Origin of the sequence: Microbispora sp. NBC_01389 (assembly GCF_045040095.1) — a bacterium.
In the GTDB taxonomy this organism is placed as follows: domain Bacteria; phylum Actinomycetota; class Actinomycetes; order Streptosporangiales; family Streptosporangiaceae; genus Microbispora.
Window position 1 is genome coordinate 3,636,681 of the sequence record NZ_CP109552.1, and the last position, 18,931, is coordinate 3,655,611.

The following is an 18,931-nucleotide window of genomic DNA, read 5'->3' on the forward strand; positions in this document are numbered from 1 at the left end:
CGTGTTCGGCAAGGTCCTCATCGCCAATCGGGGCGAGATCGCTCTCAGAGGGATCCGAGCCTGCCGGGAGCTCGGGATTCGTACCGTGCTGGTGCACTCCTCCCGCGACGCCGGCAGCCTGCCGGCGCGGCTGGCCGACGAGACGGTCTGCATCGGGCCTCCACCGGCCAGACGCAGCTACCTGCATGCCGCGGTGATCCTGCAGGCCGCCCTGAACACCGGCGCCCAAGCCGTCTACCCCGGCTACGGCTTCCTCTCCGAGGACGCCGACTTCGCCGACGCGTGCCGGTCGGCCGGGGTCACCTTCATCGGTCCTCCTCCTGAGGTGATGGCCGAGCTGGGCAGCAAGGTGAACGCCCGATCGCTCCTGTCCGGGTTCGGGCTGCCGCTGCTGCCGGGCGCCACCGAACCACTCGATCTGGCCGCCGCCGTCGAGCTGGGGAAGCGCATCGGCTTCCCGCTATTGATCAAGGCGGCGGCCGGGGGCGGCGGGCGGGGCATGGGGGTGGCGTGGGACGCCGGCATGCTGGCGGAGGTCTTCCGCTCCACGCAGGCCACCGCCGCCACCCTGTTCGGCGACGTCCGGGTCTATGCGGAGCGCTACCTGACCCGCGCCCGCCACGTCGAGGTCCAGGTCCTCGCCGACCGGTACGGGAACGTCGTCCACCTTGGGGAACGGGACTGCACCATGCAGCGCCGCCACCAGAAGCTCGTCGAGGAGTCGCCGGCGCCCGCGCTTCCGGCGGAGCTCGTCGCCCGGATCCGCGCGGCGGCCGTCACGGGCGCGCGGGCCGTCGGCTACGAGGGAGCGGGCACCTTCGAGTTCCTCGTCGACTGCTCCGGCGAGCCGAGCGAGTTCTTCTTCATGGAGGTCAACTGCCGCATCCAGGTCGAGCATCCGGTGACCGAGATGGTCACCGGCATCGACCTCGTCGCCGAGCAGATCCGTATCGCGGCGGGCGAACCGCTGCGCCTGGCCCAGCAGGACGTCGTGCTCAACGGGGTGGCGGTCGAATGCCGGATCAACGCCGAGGATCCACGTCGCCACTTCGCCCCCGCTCCGGGGATGATCACTGAGCTGAACCTGCCTGCCGGCCCTTTCGTCCGGGTCGACACCCACGCCCACCCCGGCTGCCTGATCGCGCCGGAGTACGACCCGCTGATCGCGAAGATCATCAGCTGGGCGCCCGATCGGGACACCGCGATCGCCCGCATGCGCCGAGCGCTGGGGGAGGTCTCGGTGCGAGGTGAGGGCGTACACACCACGGCCGAGTTCCTCCACGGTCTGATCGACTCTCCCGAGTTCCGCTCGGCGACGCACACCACGGACCACGTCGACGCGCTCGCGGAACCACGAACCACCCTTTCGAACGTCACGCTGTAGAACGCCCAGGTGCAGGTGAGGACGGCCATGGAACGTGTTCCGAATACGCTCGTCTACCGTAGGGTGCGCGAGAACGTGCGGATGCTGACGAGGCATCGAACGGTCGCCGACAAGGTCGTGCCCGCCTGCCCGGACTGGACGGTCCGGGAACTCGTCGCTCATCTGGGAAAGGTCTGCGCGACTGCTTTCGGCCGGGAGTGGGCGGAGGCGCCCGCGCCCGAACCGCCGGGCGAGTCCGCCGGCATCCCGGAACTCCTCGCGCACTGGGAGAAGCTGGCCGGGGAATTCGAGCAGGCGGTCGCCCGCGGAGTCGCGGAGATGGACGCTCTCCTGATAGCGGACGCCGTCGTTCACGAGGGCGACATCCGGGTCGTGGCCGGGCAGCCGATGCCCGCCGGGCATCCCGCCTTCATGTCCACGATGGATCTCGGCATTTGGGGGTTCTCGCAGTCCCTGATCTCGCGTGGCCTCCCCGCGCTGAGCATCGAGTCGGGCGACCTGCGCTGGGTGGCGGGCGAGGGAGAGCCGGCGGCCACGGTCCGCGGCGGCCTCCACGATCTCATCCGGTCGTTCGCCGGACGACGCACCTACCAGCAGATCGCCGGACTCTCATGGAGCACCGATCCCGGGCCCTGGCACGAGGCCTTCACCTGGGGGCCGTTCACGCCGCCGGCGGCCCCGATCGAGTGAACCTCCGGCTCCGCCGTTCCGATCAGCCCGCCCGATCAGCCCGCCCGGTCCGCCGGCGGTGTCCGGCCGGGAGGTGGCGCTGCCGGGCGACGCGAATCACCGAGTTGGGGATCGAGTTCACACGCCAGCCGGTGCTTCGACGACTCGACGGATCGGCCGGCGTCCTCGATCGTGTCTCCGGCGCCCACCATCAGGCTGACGAGCTGGTTCTCGAAGCAGACCTCGGGATCGTAGGGCGGAATCAGGTAGCCGCCGAGCTCCAAGGTGACCAGGCCGTGCGTCGCGTTCCACATCTGATGGGCCACCAGCGCCTCGTCGGCCGCCCGGAACCGGCCGGCCGCGATGCATCGGGCGGCGCACTCGACTACGTCGACGAGAGTGTAGCGGCCGTGCTGGCGGTCCTCCTCGGACAGTTCGAATCCGGCCAGTGACGAAGCGCCGAACATGGCGGCGTACAAGTGTGGATTCGCCAGCGCGTTGCGCCGATAGGCGCGGCCCAGAAGGGCCATGTCGGAGACCGGGTCGTCGGATCTGCGCACGAGGGTGAAATATTGCTGCATTCGCGCGAAGCCCTCGTGAACAATTTCGCGTACCAGGCCGCTCATCCCCCCGAAATAGGTATAGACGGGCATGGTCGAACTGCTGGCCTCGGTGGCGATCCGCCGCGCCGTGAGGGCCTGTGGGCCGTCCTCCGCGAGCAGTCGTGCGGCGACGTCCAGCAGGTGTGCGCGGACGCGCGTATCCATTTTGCGCGGTGACATCCGGCAGGATTTCCTTCCAGGGAGAATAGGCGACCCGGTTTGAGGCTATTCACGAATCGCTGTCCTCCCTTCTCCTGCGTTGCCGAGTCCGGCCGGCGTGTGCGCAAGGCACGTACGGAGAAGCAGGCGCCGCACATCACGTCGAATACTCGTTTTCCAGAGGAGCGGATGCGGGCCGCGGCCCGGGGACGGAGCTGAGCGGAGATGGCGATGGCCAAGGACGGGCCGGTCGGCCCCATCTGTGACCTCCGGGAGTTGCGGCGCGTCTTCGGGCGCTTCGCCACCGGGATCACGGTCGTGACCGCCGGCCGCGAGGAGCCGCGTGGCATGACCGCGAACTCGTTCACGTCCGTTTCCCTGGATCCGCCCATGGTCCTGATCTGCGTGCTGCGTGACGCCGCGATGCACGAGACGATCCAGGAGCATCGCGCGTTCGCCGTCTCCGTCCTGTCCGACCGGCAGGAGTCCGTGGCCCGGTACTTCGCCGACCGCGACCGGCCGCGCGGCCGGGCCGAGTTCGCGGCCGTGGACAGCGTCCCCGCGCCGCGTACCGGGTGCCGGGTGTTGCCCGAAGCGCTCGCCTGGTTCGAGTGCTCCCTGGCCGCCGTCTACGGCGGCGGGGACCATTCGATCTTCCTGGGCGAGATCGTGACCTTTGGGCACGGCTCCGGTGAGGACGCCCTGCTGTTCTACGGCGGTGCCTTCCGGCGCCTCGACGCACCGGCCGACTGGCGCGACCACATCCTTCTGTAGGGAGCCATCGTGAAAGAGATCACGGGCCGCCTCCTGCGGGTGGCCGGCCTGACACTGCGCGCCGCGAGAGTGGGCGCCATCGTGTCCGCCTACGGGCTGCTGCTCGGCGCTTCCGCGGCCGGTCGCCTCGGCCGGAGGCGAGGTGGCGACGGCGGAGGGGGAGGCGGCGTGAAGGATGGTGAGAGGTGGGTCAGGATGCTCACCCGCCTCGGACCGTCCTTCATCAAGATCGGCCAGCTCGTGAGCACCCGGCGGGACCTGCTGCCGCCCGAGATGACCGGCCCGCTGGCCCGGCTGACCGATTCGGCGCCGCCACCGAGCGGGCGCCGCATCCGGTTGGCCGTGCGCGCCGCCTACGCCGGGAGGCCCTGGCCGTTCCGCGAGTTCGTCTGGGAGCCGGTGGCTTGCGGCAGCATCGCGACCGTGCACGAAGCCGTGACCCGGGACGGCCGCCGGGTCGCGGTCAAGGTGCGCAGGCCGGGCATCCAGACCGTGATGGAGCGGGACTTCGCGCTGACACGCGCCGTCATGGGCGCGCTCGGTGCCGTGCCGAAGCTACGCGAGATGCCTTTCAAGATGATGCACGAGCAGGTCGGTTCGGCGATACTCCGCCAGCTGGACTTCTCGGCGGAGGCTTCGGCGCTGGCCGAGCTGCGGGCGAACCTGTCCGGGCTCGGGAACGTGCGCGTCCCCGAGCCGCTGCCCGGTCTGTGCACGCCCGAGATCGTGGTGATGGAGTACATCGGCGATCTGAGGCGCTTCGGCCCCGACGACCTCGACGCCGGCGCACGGCGCCAAGTGGTGCGGGCGGTGCTGACCGCGGTCTACGAGATGCTCTTCATCGACGGCGTCGTGCACTGCGACCTGCACCCCGGCAACCTGTACTTCGACGAGCGGGCCGACCTGGTCATCCTCGACGCGGGATTCGTCATCCGGCTGCCGGACGAGGTGCGCCGCTCCTTCGCCGACTTCTTCATCAACATGGCGATGGGCGACGGCTGGGCCTGCGCCCAGGTCGTGATCGAGAGCGCCGCGCACATCGCCGACGACCGTCATGTGCCGGATTTCCGCGCAGCCCTGACCGAGCTCGTACGGGAGGCGGCCGGAACCAGATCCGGCGAGTTCGACCTGGCGCGCTTCGCCGGCCGGCTGTTCGACCTGCAACGCCGCTTCGGCCTCTTCCCGGCGCCGGAGTTCGCCTTCCCCCTGCTCTCGCTGCTGGTCATCGAGGGAATGATCAAAAACTTCGACAGCGGCGTCGACTTCCAGGCGGAGGCCGTGCCGGTCCTGCGGCGCCGCAACATGCCGCGGGAGCGTACGGCGCGACCGTAACGGCGGGATCCGGGGGCGACGCCGAGCTGGGGAACGGCCTCGACGCCACCTCCGTGCCCCAGGCGCCGGCGAGCCCACCGCGGCGGTTCGGGCGCGGTTCGCGACCAACTCAGCTCGTCAGCAGGCCGATGCCGAGGGTGAGCACGCCGGCCGCCAGGCACAGCGCACCGATCCAGAGTAGGACGATCAGCCGGTTCGGGCGGGTGGTGCCCTGTCCCAGCGAGGACAGGAAGAAGCCGGCGGACATCAGCGCGGCGGCGGCCGGTACGCCGAGGCGGGCGATCCACAGCGGGACACCGCTCAGGTCGGTGGCGTCGACGAAGAGCAGGCACACGAGCCCGAGGGTCACCAGCACCCCCGCGTGCGCGTGCCCGGCGCGGGCGAAGGCCTGCTGGAAGGGGGTGAACGACACCTGGCCGCGGACGATCCTGGAGAGGAACCATCCGCCGAACTCGATGGTCACGATGGTGAGCAGGACGGCGCCCGCGATCACCCGGGTCTCCTGGCTGAGCTGCAGGGGGGTCATGGCTCTCCTGTGGCGGAAAGTGTCCGATAGGGGGTCAGGGCGTACGACTGCTGCGGAACCGGTCACCGGCCGGTGCTCAGTGCGGCCGCGGGAAGATTGAGCGTCCGCGCGAGATCGGTGAGTTCCGCCTCGAACAACTCGCCCGCGTCGTCGCCGATGGCCCGGGTCAGGCCGAGCGACTCGACGCTGACCATGCCGTACAGCCGCAGCCAGCACCGGGTGAAAGCGACCGCGGCCGAGGAGGAGGGGAGCTCCGTCTCCAGCTGTTCGAGGAGCCGCCGGGCCGGCGTCTCGATCGCCGGGGAGGGCTGTCCGGGCGGCAGGGGCGCGGGCCCGTGGTCGCGCCAGACCCCGGAGAAGACGTCCGCGAAGAGCCTGCCCACCTGACGCCGCGCCCGGCTGACCGACGCGCCCTCGTCCGGCGAGGACACGAACCACGAGAGGTGGAACTCCGCGGCGTGGTCGACGGCCCAGCGCCGGAGCGCCCTGCTCGCGGCGACGAGCCGGCCCGCCGTGTCGGCCGCGTCGACCTGATCGACGGTGCCGGCGATGTGCTCGGTCAACTCTTCGAGAACGGCCACGACGACCGCGTCCACCAGGGTGCGGTGGCTGTCGAAGTAGCGATAGACCCCGGGAGGGGTCATGCCCATCTCGCGGGCGACCGCCCGGATCGTCAGAGCCTCGGCTCCCTGGTTCGTCAGGATGCCGCGGCTCACGGAGATCAGCTCACGCAACGTGGCGTCGCGTACCCGCTGACGCCGGAGCGAAACGGTCATACAGCGCCTCCACCGCACGTAGCCCCTCCCGCAGCGACCTGTGGGAGATCTACAGTTTACACATGTTAACTCTTGCGTCCATCAGTAGTGGAAACGTCGCAGGGATACTACGGCTACTGGCAATCCGGACCGGCGGCCTCGCCGAGACGATCTCGTCGGCCTTCGTGTGGGCGAGCGCCGCCCTGGTGATCGCGCTGCTCGGCACGCTCGTCTTCTGGTATCGCCCCGGAGCCCGGAGACTGACTTAGTTGAGGTCCAGAGCCACCTCCAGGCGGAGGTAGGCGTCAATCCAGGCCTGCTCGGCCGTCTCGTCTCCGGTGTGGGTCCGCGCCGCCGCGAAGGCCGTGACGGCCTTGGCGACGCGGTGCAGGCCGAGCACGGTCAACCGCCGCGCCGCGTCGGCGAGCCGGTCGTCGTACGTCGGCGGCAGGTGGGACAGGCCGTGATGGGCCGCTTCGGCGAGCAGCGCCCGGGCGTCGATCAGAGCCGCGGTGAGTGGTTCGTGCCGGACGTCCTCGGCGACGGTGAGCCTGCCGCTTCGATCGGGCGGCCGGAGGTCGGGGACGACGACCCTGCCGCCGGCCGACAGGCCGAGCGGTTCGATGACGACGCCGCCCGCGGTCCGCCCCACCACGCCGCTGACGAAACGCGGTTCGCCCTCCGCACCGAGGAGTACGGCGGCCAGCGAGTCGAGGCGTCCGGGAGCGGCGGCGGTGTGGGTGGCCCTGACGGTGGCGGTGTTACCCGCCCGGTCGGCGATGACGGCGTCGAGACGCTGGTCTCCGGGCGCGTAACCGACGGCCATCACCCGTTCGACGGCGACGACCCGGACCAGTTCCGCCTCCACCCGCGGGCGGACGGGCCGGAGCGGGAGAGCGTCCAGCTCACGGCCGAGCGCGGCGAGGTCGGTCACCACCAGGGACGACGGCAGTTCGTCCCAGGCGCCCCGCGACGCGCCGACCGTGGTCCTGGAGATCCGGCCGGTGGCCAGCCGCACCGTGCGGCTGGCGCTGCGGACGGCCGACTCCGTGACCACGTTGCCGGTCGCCAGGGCCTCCAGTGAGGATGAGGCGATCCGCCGCCGGGCGAGCGCCGGCCCGTCGTCGTCGCCGTCCCAGTGGCGGCGGAGGACCAGCACCATGGCGCTGTCGCCGTCGACCAGGTAGACCTCGGCGATGCGCTGGTCGCCGACGGCGCGGATCCGGCAGCCGAGACCGTCCAGCCGGGCCCGGCGCAGCGGGGTCTCGGCGGCCTCGGCGGTGCCGAGCACGCTGCTGCGCAGGGTGGCCTCCGGCCGCGTCACCGCGCGGTGCCGGGCGTGGAGTTCGGCGAGGTGGCTCGCGAGCAGTTCGGGATGGTAGTGGGAGCTCCGGTCGCGGTAGGCGGCCAGTTGCCCGGCGAGGTCGGTGACGGCGAGCAGCGGCCAGCGCAGCCCGGCGGCGTCCAGGTGGCGCTGGACGTCGGCGATGGTGGCGTCGAGTCCCTGACCGAGATGCGCCGCGCCCGCGCGCAGGACCGAGCCGGCCAGGCCCAGGGCACGTTCCAGCCCGGATCCGCCTCCCGGCCCGGGCGCGCCGCCGACGTCGACCCGCACGTCCTGGGCGCCGGGGTGCCGCGCGTCGGCGACCCGGAACGCCCACACCGCCAGGGCGATGACGTCGTCGCGGCTGCCGGCGACGGCGTCGGTGTGGACGAACCCGAGGTCGCCGGGGACCAGGAAGCGCACGGTCGCGGCGGCCAGTTCGACCTGCGGCACCGGATCGCCGGAGGTCGCGCGGCGCACCCGCGCGGTGAACCCGGTCCGCTCCGTACGGCGCGCGGCGGCCATCAGCCGGGCGCCGATCCTGGCGGTGAGCTCGTCCTCGGTCACCTGGCCCGGCGACCAGGGCGGCGCGGGCTCCGCGACGGTCTCGGCAGCCACGGGGGCGGCGTCGACGGGCACCCCCTCAGCATCGACGGGCACCCCCTCAGCATCGACGGGCGTCGCGTCGGCGTCCACGGGCGTCGGGGCGGCCTCTACGGGAACCGGGGCGGGCAGGCGCTGGTAGGCGAGGATCACGCCGATGACGTGCCGGCAGACGCCGACGGAACCACAGGTGCAGCGGGCCGCGTCGAGCCCGCCGGGAGGCAGGGCCGTGGTCACGCCGTCGGGGAAGACGCCGTGCACGGTGCCGTCGCCGTCGGTCCGCACCTCCGGCGCGGCCTCCTTGCCGGCCCGTTTGACCAGCCCGCGATTGGTGAGCGCGGCGAGGGAGTCGGTGGTGAGCCCGAGCAGGTCCGTCCTCATCGGCCCACGTGCTCCGCGACGAAGGACGCCAGCTCGCCGGGGGTCATCGCGCCCACGTGGGCTCCGGCGTCGGCGAGGCGCTGCGCCAGCCCCCGGTCGTAGTCGGGATTGGCCTGCTGGTCGAGGGCGGCCAGGCCCAGCACCTTGCTGCCCTGCATCACCAGGTCGCGTACGACGCGCACCAGCCGCTGTGGATCGCCGCCCTCATAGAAGTCGGAGATCAGCACGACGATCGCCCGGCGCGGCCGGTCCACCAGGCCCGCGCCGTACGCCGCCGCGCGGGCGATGTCGGTGCCGCCGCCGAGCTGGACCTTCATCAGCAACTCCACCGGATCGTCGACGTCGGAGGTCAGGTCCACCACTTCGGTGTCAAAGGCGACCAGGTGGGTGCGTACGCCGGGCAGGCCCCAGAGGCAGGCCGCGGTGACCGCCGAGTGGATCACCGAGTCGACCATCGACCCGGACTGGTCGACGAGCAGGATCACCTGCCACTGCTCCAGGTGGCGGCGGGTGCGGGAGAAGAAGTACGGGGTCTCGATCACCACCTTGCCGGTCTCGGGCCGGTAGCGGCCGAGGTTGGCGCGCAGGGTCCTGACCATGTCGAAGTTGCGGGCCAGGCGCAGCCGGCCGCGCCGTCGCACCTTCGTGCCGGAGAACGCGCTGCGGACCTCGGTGGCGAGCCTGTCCGTCAACTGCCGGACGACCTGCTCCACGATCCGCCTGGCCAGCCGCAGCACCTGCGGGTTCATCAGGTGCTTGGTCCGCAGCACCGCCTTGAGCAGCGCGGGATTGGGCTCGATGCGCGCCAGCACGTCCGGGTCGGTCACCACGTCGTGGATCTCGTACCGCTCGACCGCGTCGCGTTGCAGGCGTTCGACGGTCTCCTTGGGGAACAGCCGGGTGATGTCGTCGAGCCAGTCGACGGTGGTCAGCACCGACTCGCCCGTCCCGCTCTGCCGCCGCACGCCCCGCCGGCGCAGGTCCTCGTCGCGGCCGTAGAGCCAGTCCAGGGCCGCGTCACGGGCGGTGGCCGCCGCGTCGAGCCCCTGTCCGCCGAGGCAGGCGCCGCCCGGCTCGCCGAGCAGCAGACGCCACCGTTCGAGAGTGGGGTCGGTCATCAAAGCCTCCGAGGTCACGGTGTGATCAGCCCCTCCCTGCGCAGCGCCGCCTCGACCCGCTCGTCCAGAGCCCTGCCGGCGGCCACCAGTTCCGGCGCCGCGTCCAGCCGCATCAGGTCCCATCCCGACGCGCCGCCCGTACGCCGCTCGACCAGGCGGGTGGCGATGAGGTGCCGTTCGCGGGGCGGGAAGAAGCCGAACGCCTGGCGCAGCGCGGGCAGGGCGACCATGAAGTCGTGGTCGGTCATCTCTCCGACCAGGTCGTCGAGCAGTTCCAGCATCCCGGAGGTGTGCAGCACCTCCTCCCGGGCGAGCGCGAACAACCCGGTCAGCCAGTCTCCGGCCGACTCGGGGACGAACGCGCCGCGCACCGCCCGGGCGGGGTCCGCGGCGGCCGTGCCCCGCAGCGACCAGCCCAGGCCCAGTGAGGCGCCGCGCAGATCGGGCGGCGCGTCCCGGCAGGCGGCGAGCCGGTCCGCGACGCCCAGCGCCGCGGACGTGTCCAGCCCGAGCGACGGGCCGGCGTGCCTGAGGGCGTCGCGGACGGCGGTCATGGCGCCGACGCGCCGGAGGTCGGCCGGTGCGGGTCCGCCGCGCACGCCTTCGGCCAGCCACAGCGCCCGGCGGGTGGCGGCCCGGACCACCATGCCCACAGTGGCGCCGCCGCTGGTCCGGAACAGGTCGTCGTGGCGCCACATCGCCAGGGCGACGGCGAGGACGCGGCCCAGCGCTCCCAGGTCGGCCGCCGTCTCGACGGCTCTCGTCAGGTCGTCGAGCACCTGCCCGGTCAGGTCGCCGACGCCGCACAGCGCCGTGTCGAACAGCACCTCGGCCAGCTCGTCCAGGCCCGCGCCCGGGATCCGCTCGGCGAGGGCGGCGGCCGCCGCCTCCTGCGGGTCCACGCCGTACCCGCCGGCCTCGATCAGCGCGGGCAGCCGGTCGTCGGCCTCGGTGAGCGTCCATCGTTCGGTCAGCTCCGCGCCGCCCGCCGGGCGGGGTCCCGAGATGCGCACCACGCCGGGGATCCGCAGCACCCGCAGCCGGTGCAGCAACCGGCTGCGCTCGCGGCCGGTGTCCGAGCCGAGGTCGAGCCGTTCCTCACCCGGATCACCCAGCACCGCGAGAACCGCGTGGACCAACGGTGGCAGCGGAGTCGAGGGATGCAGGCGGCCCACCCGGTCACCGCTGAGGGCCGCGACCATCTCCACGATCACGGGATGACTACCGGCCCGCAGCGGGCCGCGCGCCGCCCAGGGCAGCGGGGTCTCGATCGCCTCGCCGACCAGCGCGCTCGCCAGGCCGTCCAGCACGTCGACCCGGGCCGGATGCGGGTGGCCGCGCAGCAACGCGAGCCCGTCCCCGGTGGCCCGGGCGGCGATGAGGTCCGCGGTGGACACCGGCTGACGCCGGGCGCGCAGCCGGGCGGTCACCGCCTCGGTGAGCCCGCGGGCGGCCTCGGCGGGCCCCGACTCCCACAGGCGCTGGTAGTAACCCGGCGACGGCATCCCCGACTGGTAGCCGTCGAAGGCGTCCAGCCGCCGGAACGAGTACGGCACCAGGTAGCTGCCGACGACCGCGTCCACGGGCGGCCGCGGCACCTCCGGCCAGTCGGGGTCGCCCTGCCCGGCCAGCCGGACCAGCGCGGGGCGATGGAAGCCGCCCGTGACCACGACCACCGGCCGGTCGCCCGCGTCGGCGACGGCGGCCCGGACCCACCGCGCCATGTACGCCTCGCGGGCCGTGTCGTCCGGACCGGCCGGTGTGTCGCCGCGGACCAGGTCGAAGTAGGTCGCCAGCCGTTCGGCCAGTCCGCCCGCCGGTTCGATCTCGAACAGGTGGTCCCACAGCGCGTCCACGTTGTCCACGGCGAAGGCGCGGCACAGCCGCCCGGTCACCTCGGCGTAGCGGGCCTCCGCGTCGGCGTAACGGTTGCGGACGTCCGCCAGCGCCGGATGCCAGGCGGGCAGGTCGATGAACCGGAGCTCGGCGCCGACGTCCCGGCCCGCGACCAGCGCCGTCCACTCCGGGGAGTAGTCGCACAGCGGCGTCCACGAACCGTGCCGACGATCGGAGTCCCGGTAGCTCGTGTAGACCGCGATCGGCAGCTCGTGCCCCAGCAGGAGCTCGTCCATCCGGTGGTTCATCTCCGCCGGGCCCTCGACCAGCACGTACGCGGGCCGCAGGGAACGGATGGTGTCGGCGACCAGCCGGGCGCAGGCGGGGCTGTGGTGCCGTACGCCGAGGAATGTGACCGACATCGTCAGCCCGGCAGCAGATGACGGGCCTCGTACACGGCCTTCCACTGTTTCCCGGACCGCCGCTGCTCCAGATATCTGCGGAGTTTCGCCAGGTCCTCCGGGTTGTCCTTGGCCGCCGTGCCGGCCAGGCAGGAGACCAGGTCGGCGGCGGTGCCGGGCTCTCCGCGCAGGAACCAGCCGCGCAGCCCGACGGCGTGCGCGACCGAAACGGCCTCGGCGGTGCTCATCACCCCCGACAGCCGGTCGGTGGCGTCGCCACGCGCGGTCTGCCCGCCGCGCAGCTCCCGGAACGCGGTGACCAGGACCTCCAGCACGTCGCGCCGTGGCGGCGCGCCGACGCCGGACCGCTTCAGCAGAGCGGTGGCCTCCGCCTCCACCAGCAGCAGTTCGGTGTCGAAGTCGGCGATGGGGAAGACCGTCTCGAAGTTGAACCGGCGCTTGAGCGCTGCGCTCATCTCGTTGACGCCGCGGTCGCGGGTGTTGGCGGTGGCGATGACGGTGAACCCCTCCTGGGCGAACACCATCGCCTCCGGGCCGGTCAGCTCCGGTACGGCGAGCACGCGGTCCGACAGCGGCGACAGCAGGCAGTCCTGCACCTCCAGCGGGCACCGGGTGATCTCCTCGAACCGCACCACCTTGCCTTCGGCCATGCCGCGCAGCAGCGGAGCGGCCACCAGCGACCGGGTGGACGGGCCCTCGGCGACCAGCAGCGCGTAGTTCCACGAATACTTGATCTGGTCTTCGGTGGTGGCCGCTCCGCCCTGGATGGTGAGCGTCGAGGTTCCGCTCACCGCCGCGGCGAGCAGCTCGGACAGCAGCGACTTCGCCGTGCCCGGCTCGCCCACGAGCATCAGCCCGCGGTTGGTCGCGAGCGTCACCAGCGATCGGTCGATCAGTGAGGGGTCGCCCACGAACTTGCGGCTGACGCCCAGCTTCTCGTCCCCGAGGACGAAGCGCCGGGCGGCCCGCAGGCTCAGCGCCCAGCCCGGGGGGCGGGCGTCGGTGTCGCCGTCCCGCAGCCGGGCGAGCTCGCCGGCGTAACGGATCTCGGCCGGGGGCCGCTGTGCGTGCTCGTTCAACGGGTGATCTCCCTGAGGTCGCGCAGGATCTCGGACACGGTGATCGGGTCGAGGCCGTCGAGGGACACGCCCGTCAGGGTCTGCTCGTCGGCGAACTCGGGGTAGCCGATCGAGATGCCCGGATCGAGACCGACCGTGACGGTTCCGCCGCCGGGCACGTCCCGCTCGATCCAGCCCTGCCAACCGGCGTCCTGCGGGTAGCCCCGCCGCCAGCCCCGCCGTTCCAGGCCGAGCACCCGGCCCGTGGGGACTCGGGCGGCCATGATCTCGGCCAGCAGCGTCTCGTCCGGGCCGTAGGTCTCCCGGCCCAGCTGCGGGAACGGCTGCAGGATCTCGTAGTCGGCGAACACCTCGGCCCACGCGGCCCGCTCCGCACCCAGCTCCAGCGGGTGCGCCACCCCGACGACGGCCTCGTCGGGCAACGTCAGCGCGTCGTCCTCGACGTCGGCGAAACTGCGGTCCTCGGCCACCCGCAGGGCGCCGGTGAGCCGGCCCGAGGAGTCGTACAGCCCCCACACCAGCCGCCGCACGATGTGCCAGAGCAGCGGGTGGCCGACGAGCAGCCGCCGGAAGTCCGCACCGGTCCAGCGGCGCCGACTCACCATGGCCTGCTCCAGCCGGTGGATGCTGTCCGCGGCGACGGCACGCACGTCCTTCTTCAGCCCGGCGAACCGCTGGTAGGCGGCGGGCGCGAGCTCCGGATCGTCGTTCGCCCCCGGCTTGGGCAGGTTCTTCAGCCGCTTCCCCGCGGCGTCGGTCACGTACGGCTTGAGCTGCTCGTCGAAGCCGACCACGAATCGCCTGCGGCCGTAGTCGAGGGTCAGGCTGCCGTCGGCGGCCAGCCCGAAGTCGGGCACCAGCCGGTCGGCCAGCTCCTGCGGGGTCAGGCCGAGATCCGCGGCGACCTCGTTCATCTTCTGCCTGGCCCGGTTCTTGAGCCCGGTGAACTTGACCTTCTCGGCGATGCCGTGCAGGTGCATCAGGGCGACGTCGGAGCCGATGGCGGCCAGCAGGTCCAGGCCCGCGACCGCCCGCGAGTGCCCGCCGTCACCGGGCCAGGTCCTGATCAGCGGCGTCAGCCGCCGGATGGTCTCGTCGTCGCCGATCAGTGCCAGCGCGTCCATCACCCAGCTCTCCTTGGACGGATAGCCGGCCCCCTGCCAGCGCTGGAACAGCGCCCAGCCGAGGTCCGCGAGGCCGCGGCCGTCGCAGGCCTCCTTCACCAGGGTCAGTCCCGCGTACGGGTCCCCGGGCCGGGAGATCGCCAGCATCGTCATCACGTGGCGGACCGCCTCGGGCGGCAGCACACCCGCGCCGCCGCGCAACTGGACCGGCGTGAAGACCGCGACCTCCGCCCACTCGGGCAGCACGGGCATCCTGGCGGGCAGCGCGTCGAGCGGGTCGGCCGCGAGCAGATCGGCGACCGCGGCCTCGGCGGCGGGGCCGTACCCCGCGGCGGCCTCCGTCACGGCCTCGCGGCCGTCGCCCGCGGCCAGCACCGCCAGCGCCTGCTCCGCCTGTCGCCGGGCCACCCCGGGTTTGCCCAGAGCCGCCGGGATCAGCGCCCTCGCGGCCGCCTCGGGGTGGCGGGCCAGCCACGCGAGCGCGGTGGCGCGCACCGACCTCAGCCGGGCCAGCCACTCGGCCATCAGTACGGCGATCTCCGGGGCGGCGAACGGAAGCAGCAGCGGAGCGATCTGGACGGGGGCGCGCCGGGCGCTGTCCAGCATCATGGGTAGCGCCGCCGGCCCGAACCTGGCGGCCACCTGCGGCATCCAGTCGGAGACTCCCCACAGGTCGCCCGGGCGCCACCTCTCGATCAGCGGTGCGGCCAGCTCCTCGGGCCCGCCGGCGAACAGGGCGCTCTCGTCGTACGCGTACGAGGGGGTCTGCCGGCCAGCGGCGATCTGCTCGGCGATCCGGGAGGCGACCTTCTTCCACTCGCGCCGGGGCCGATCCCAGGAACGGTGCTCCGGCAGGGCGGCACTCCAGCTGTCCCGCTCGCCCGGCCGCCACACCACGGCTGGCTCGTCGGTACACACCAGGTCACTCACCACGACCGGCTTGCGGGCCTTGCGCGGGCGGGTCCAGGGCGGGCTGACCAGCACCTCGGGCAGGGCGTCGAGCGGAGCGACAGGGACGGCCGGGGCAGCCGTGATCTTGTCGATCCGCCCGGCGGCGGTGGCGTCAACGCTCGCGAGCACCTCGGCCACCAGGCCGGGATGGGCCAGCACGTGGGCGCGCAGCAGCGTGTCCACGACCTTGCCATTGGAGGTGGCGAGCATCCGCATCGCCCGGCGCGGGAAGCGGGCCGCCGCGCGCAGGAACGCCGGCTCGGCGTGCTTGTGGTCGATCCGGTCGAGGAGTGCCCGCATGGCCGCGTCGGACGGCAGTTCGGCGAGCACACCCAGCAGCCGCCGTCGGTTCTCCGCGTCGCCGACGTCGTCGAACCATCCGGCCAGCACCGGCACGGCCGCGGTCCCGATGCCGTCGACGAGCGTGGCGGGCAGAGCGAGGGAGCGCATCGCGTAGTAGCCCTGCACGTGGCTCGCGATGAGCGCCGCGTGCTCGGGAGTGCCGACGGCGGCGACGAGTTCGAGGGCGAGATCCGGGTTGACGCGGCTCACTTCGGCGCAGTCGTCCGTGACCCACTCCACCTCGGTGGGCGCCAGGTAGGAAGCCGCCACCCGATGATGGAGCCCGCCTTCCCGGATCGCCGCCAGGGCCGCGACGACCTCGGCGTATTCGGCGTCCGGAGCGGACGAGAGGACGGCACGGACCCGAGGGGCGATCTCCATCCAGGGCCGGCCGTACCAGTGGTTGACGGATTCACCGGCGGCGAGCCGCCGGACCGGCCAGACGTGCCCGCCGGCTGCGAGACCCAGCGAGGCCAGCTCGGTCACGGCGGTCGCCGCGAACACCGGGCCGCGTTCGGCCAGCCAGGCTTCCGCGAAGAGGGCCAGCGACGTCCGCTCGTTCCACGGCAGGGATGCCGCCACCATCTGGGCGACCACCGCGGCGCCCAGCGGTGAGGGCTCCCCGGCCAGGTGCGCCGCGCCCGCGGCGGCGATCTCCGGGTCGGAGCACTCCGCCAGGGAGTCGCGGATCAGCTGTCGTTGCCCGTCCACTCTCGCGGCGAGTTGACTGGGCGCACCCGCGTCCGGCCGCTTCACGGTGACCTTCACGCCACCCCGCCGCGGATGAAGAGCGCGCAGCCAGGCGGCCGGCATCGTCAGCCGGTCCTCGTCCTCGGCGTCGCCGATCACTACCGGAGCGGTCGCCGCCGCAGAGGTCGCCGCGGGAGAAGTCGCCACCGGAGAGGTCACGGGTGGGGAGGTCACCGGCGCGGCGGCCGCTTCGTCCTCCGTGTAGCCCTTGCGCAGCTTCTCCGCCACCAGCTTGTCCGCAGCCACCGTGGCGGCGGCGGCGGAGCCGAACGACTTGACCTGCGTCTGACCGGTCGCGCCCAGCCGTCCATAGCGAATGCTCAGCTCCGTACCGTTCTGGCGCACCTCCCAGAACTTCGCCGAACCGCCGCCGACATAGGTCAGCATCCGACCCGCGCTCATGCCGATACCTCCACGCTGCGTCTGGTGTAGAGCCCGCCGTTCGAGGGACTCAAGCGTCACGGCGGAGCGGCCGTGCCGTCTCGGACGTCTGGTCCTCGTGATCGCAGCGCGAGTATCGCGCTCGCGACCGACAATCCCGCTCTATCGATCGGCCGCTCCGGCGGTGGTGTGGAGGATTTATGGCGTTAGCCGCCACGCTGGTGTGGAATGTGAAGATCACTGACGCTGATCCCGAGCGAGGCAGGCGAGAGCATGACAGGTGACCAGGGCCTCAGGGCCCTCGTGGTGCGGGGTGGCTGGGAAGGGCACGTCCCGGTGGAGGCCACCGAGTTGTTCATTCCGTTCCTGGAGAAGAACGGCTTCGAGGTGGTCCGGGCCGACTCCCCGGCGCCGTACGCGGACAGCGCGTTCATGGCGGACGTCGATCTCATCGTGCAGTGCTACACGATGGGCACCATCGAGCCGGAGGAGGTGCGCGGGCTGGACGCCGCGATCCGGGCGGGCACGGGGATGGCGGGGTGGCACGGCGGCATCGCCGACTCCTTCCGCAGCACCTCCGACTATCTGCACCTCATCGGAGGGCAGTTCGCCTGCCATCCCGGGAAGGACCCGGCCGAGTGGCGTGAGGGCGCGCAGGAGAACTACTTCGTGCCGTACACCGTGAACATCCTGCCCGAGGCGGCCTCGCACCCCATCACGGATGGCATCGCCGACTTCGACCTCGTCACCGAGCAGTACTGGGTGCTGACCGACGAGTACGTCGACGTGCTGGCGACGACGACGCAGAAGGTCCGGCCGTGGGACCCCTGGCACCGCGAGGTCACCTCGCCGGCGATCTGGACGCGGCGGTGGGGGAGCGGGAAGGTCTTCGTCGCGACTCCCGGTCACAACCTCGACGTTCTGCGGAACGACAGCGTACGCACCGTCATCGAACGGGGCATGCTCTGGGCCTCCCGGTGAACGCGCGAAAGCGCGCCCTCTGAGGCATGGAGAGGGGAGCGGGCGTGACCGCCCGCTCCCCCTGTTCTTCGCGACGTTCTTCACATCGTTCTTCACATCGCCCGTACGCCGTGACGTACGGGCGGGTGGGTCAGCCGATGGTGCAGGCCGAGCCGTTGAGGCTGAAGGCCGAGGGGGTGGGGTTGTTGCCGTTGTGCGTGCCCTGGAAGCCGAACGAGGTGTTGGCGCCGGGGGCCAGCGAGCCGTTGTAGGACACGTTGCGGGCGGTGACCGACGAGCCGCTCTGGGTGACGGTGGCGTTCCAGGCGCTGGTGACCTGCTGGCCGCCGGAGAAGGACCAGGTCAGCGTCCACCCGTTGATGGCGCTGCTACCGGTGTTGGTGACGGTGATGTCGGCGGTGAAGCCGTTGTTCCACTCGTTCTTCACGTAGGACACTCGGCACGGTCCGCCGCCCTGCGGCGGCGAGGAGGGCGAGGTCGAGGGTGTGACCGAGGGCGAGGGACGGGGGGAGGGCGAGGCCGACGGCGAGGTGGAGGGGCTGGTGGTGGTCCCGTCGATGGTGATGTTGGAGTTGCCGCTGCTCTGGTAGCCCTCGGTGGCGAGGATCTGGTAGTCGTGGCTGCCGAGCTGCATGCCGTAGCGGGACCAGGCGTCGAAGTGGTTGCCGACGGTGATCGTGCCGCCGGTCCGCTTCTGCTGGCGGACGCTCCAGTACTGGTTGAACGTCTGGTTGCCGTCGATGGACGGGGCGTTGTAGCGGGTCGTCTGGTAGACGTCGTAGGTGCCGCCGTCCGAAGTGACCGTGCCCTTGAAGGTGCCGGTCGGGCGGTAGGTGCCCCAGTTGTCGACGATGTAGTACTCCACCAGCGGACCACGGGTCCAGCCGTACAGGGCCAGGTAGGCGTTGCCGGAGGGGTTGAAGCTGCCGGAGTAGGACACCGTTCTGCGCGCGCCGGGCTTCCAGCCCTTGCCGGCGACGAAGTTGTTGGTGTTGCGCCAGGTGGTGCTGTAGTTTCCGCCGGACCCCAGGTCCATGGAGACGGTGCCCTGGCTGTCGGTCCAGAACGAGAAGAAGTAACCGTTGTTGGTGCCGGTCTGGTTGGTGGTGACGGCCGCGTGGGCCACGCCGGGCAGCAGCGCCACCACCGCGGCCAGCACCACGGCGGTCACGCGGCCGATCAACGACCGCAGTCGGCCGCGGCCTCTCAAGTGCGCGTTCATGTACGTACTTCCTCCTCGTGAAAGGCCGAAGGCGGCCAGGCGGCGCCAGGCCGTCGGTGGCCTGTGGGGGTCACGGCCGCCACCGGGCGTCGGCGTCGCACAACGCGGCGGAGGGTGACCGGGCGTCGTGTCGGCGACGACCGGAGGACCACACCGCGGTCGGTTGGCCGGTTCCGACAGCGGTTGAGGTCTCTCGCCGACGAAACTATCGATTGA

The 18,931-nt window shown here is 72.1% G+C and carries 14 protein-coding genes; 5 read left to right on the forward strand and 9 right to left on the reverse strand.

The genetic code is table 11. From position 1 onward, the window contains the following. Window position 1 precedes the first annotated feature (1 nt). Window positions 2-1,384: an acetyl/propionyl/methylcrotonyl-CoA carboxylase subunit alpha gene (locus tag OG344_RS16495; RefSeq protein ID WP_405088970.1), complete on the forward strand. Its 1,383-nt coding sequence runs from the start codon at window positions 2-4 to the stop codon at window positions 1,382-1,384. Window positions 1,385-1,411: 27 nt separating this feature from the next. Beyond that, window positions 1,412-2,074 carry a hypothetical protein gene (locus tag OG344_RS16500; RefSeq protein WP_405088971.1) on the forward strand — a complete coding sequence of 221 codons (663 nt, stop codon included), beginning with the start codon at window positions 1,412-1,414 and terminating at the stop codon, window positions 2,072-2,074. A 35-nt stretch (window positions 2,075-2,109) separates the two neighbouring features. Here OG344_RS16500 and OG344_RS16505 read toward each other — a convergent pair whose 3' ends face one another. Then, entirely contained in the window at window positions 2,110-2,835 is a 726-nt protein-coding gene (locus tag OG344_RS16505) for a TetR/AcrR family transcriptional regulator (protein WP_405088972.1), read from the reverse strand. Between the two features lie 210 nt (window positions 2,836-3,045). Here OG344_RS16505 and OG344_RS16510 point away from each other — a divergent pair, with 210 nt between their 5' ends. Then, on the forward strand, window positions 3,046-3,588 hold the full coding sequence (locus OG344_RS16510; protein ID WP_327044160.1) for a flavin reductase family protein: 543 nt from the start codon (window positions 3,046-3,048) through the stop codon (window positions 3,586-3,588). A 9-nt stretch (window positions 3,589-3,597) separates the two neighbouring features. After that, window positions 3,598-4,920 carry an ABC1 kinase family protein gene (locus OG344_RS16515; protein WP_405088973.1) on the forward strand — a complete coding sequence of 441 codons (1,323 nt, stop codon included), beginning with the start codon at window positions 3,598-3,600 and terminating at the stop codon, window positions 4,918-4,920. Between the two features lie 109 nt (window positions 4,921-5,029). Here OG344_RS16515 and OG344_RS16520 read toward each other — a convergent pair whose 3' ends face one another. The 7 genes from OG344_RS16520 to OG344_RS16550 all read right to left on the reverse strand — a co-directional run bounded on the left by OG344_RS16520 (window position 5,030) and on the right by OG344_RS16550 (window position 16,533). Continuing rightward, the gene (locus tag OG344_RS16520) at window positions 5,030-5,446 is read right to left on the reverse strand and encodes a hypothetical protein (protein WP_405088974.1); all 417 of its coding nucleotides are present in this window, start codon (window positions 5,444-5,446) and stop codon (window positions 5,030-5,032) included. A gap of 62 nt (window positions 5,447-5,508) precedes the next feature. Further along, complete coding sequence (locus OG344_RS16525) at window positions 5,509-6,222, reverse strand: TetR/AcrR family transcriptional regulator (protein WP_405088975.1); 714 nt, start codon at window positions 6,220-6,222, stop codon at window positions 5,509-5,511. Window positions 6,223-6,466: 244 nt separating this feature from the next. Beyond that, complete coding sequence (locus tag OG344_RS16530) at window positions 6,467-8,509, reverse strand: hypothetical protein (RefSeq protein ID WP_405088976.1); 2,043 nt, start codon at window positions 8,507-8,509, stop codon at window positions 6,467-6,469. Continuing rightward, on the reverse strand, window positions 8,506-9,627 hold the full coding sequence (locus OG344_RS16535; RefSeq protein ID WP_405088977.1) for a VWA domain-containing protein: 1,122 nt from the start codon (window positions 9,625-9,627) through the stop codon (window positions 8,506-8,508). Before OG344_RS16535 ends, OG344_RS16530 begins: the two co-directional genes overlap by 4 nt. A gap of 14 nt (window positions 9,628-9,641) precedes the next feature. Continuing rightward, window positions 9,642-11,885: a DUF5682 family protein gene (locus OG344_RS16540; protein WP_405088978.1), complete on the reverse strand. Its 2,244-nt coding sequence runs from the start codon at window positions 11,883-11,885 to the stop codon at window positions 9,642-9,644. A 2-nt stretch (window positions 11,886-11,887) separates the two neighbouring features. Further along, a complete protein-coding gene (locus OG344_RS16545) occupies window positions 11,888-12,964 on the reverse strand; it encodes an AAA family ATPase (RefSeq protein ID WP_405088979.1) in 1,077 nt (358 codons plus the stop codon). After that, on the reverse strand, window positions 12,961-16,533 hold the full coding sequence (locus OG344_RS16550) for a WGR and DUF4132 domain-containing protein (protein ID WP_405088980.1): 3,573 nt from the start codon (window positions 16,531-16,533) through the stop codon (window positions 12,961-12,963). Before OG344_RS16550 ends, OG344_RS16545 begins: the two co-directional genes overlap by 4 nt. 252 nt (window positions 16,534-16,785) lie before the next feature. Here OG344_RS16550 and OG344_RS16555 point away from each other — a divergent pair, with 252 nt between their 5' ends. Then, window positions 16,786-17,493: a ThuA domain-containing protein gene (locus OG344_RS16555; RefSeq protein WP_405088981.1), complete on the forward strand. Its 708-nt coding sequence runs from the start codon at window positions 16,786-16,788 to the stop codon at window positions 17,491-17,493. Between the two features lie 130 nt (window positions 17,494-17,623). On the opposite strand, the gene OG344_RS16560 is transcribed toward OG344_RS16555, so the two are convergent. After that, complete coding sequence (locus tag OG344_RS16560) at window positions 17,624-18,715, reverse strand: glycoside hydrolase family 11 protein (protein WP_405088982.1); 1,092 nt, start codon at window positions 18,713-18,715, stop codon at window positions 17,624-17,626. Window positions 18,716-18,931: the final 216 nt, after the last annotated feature.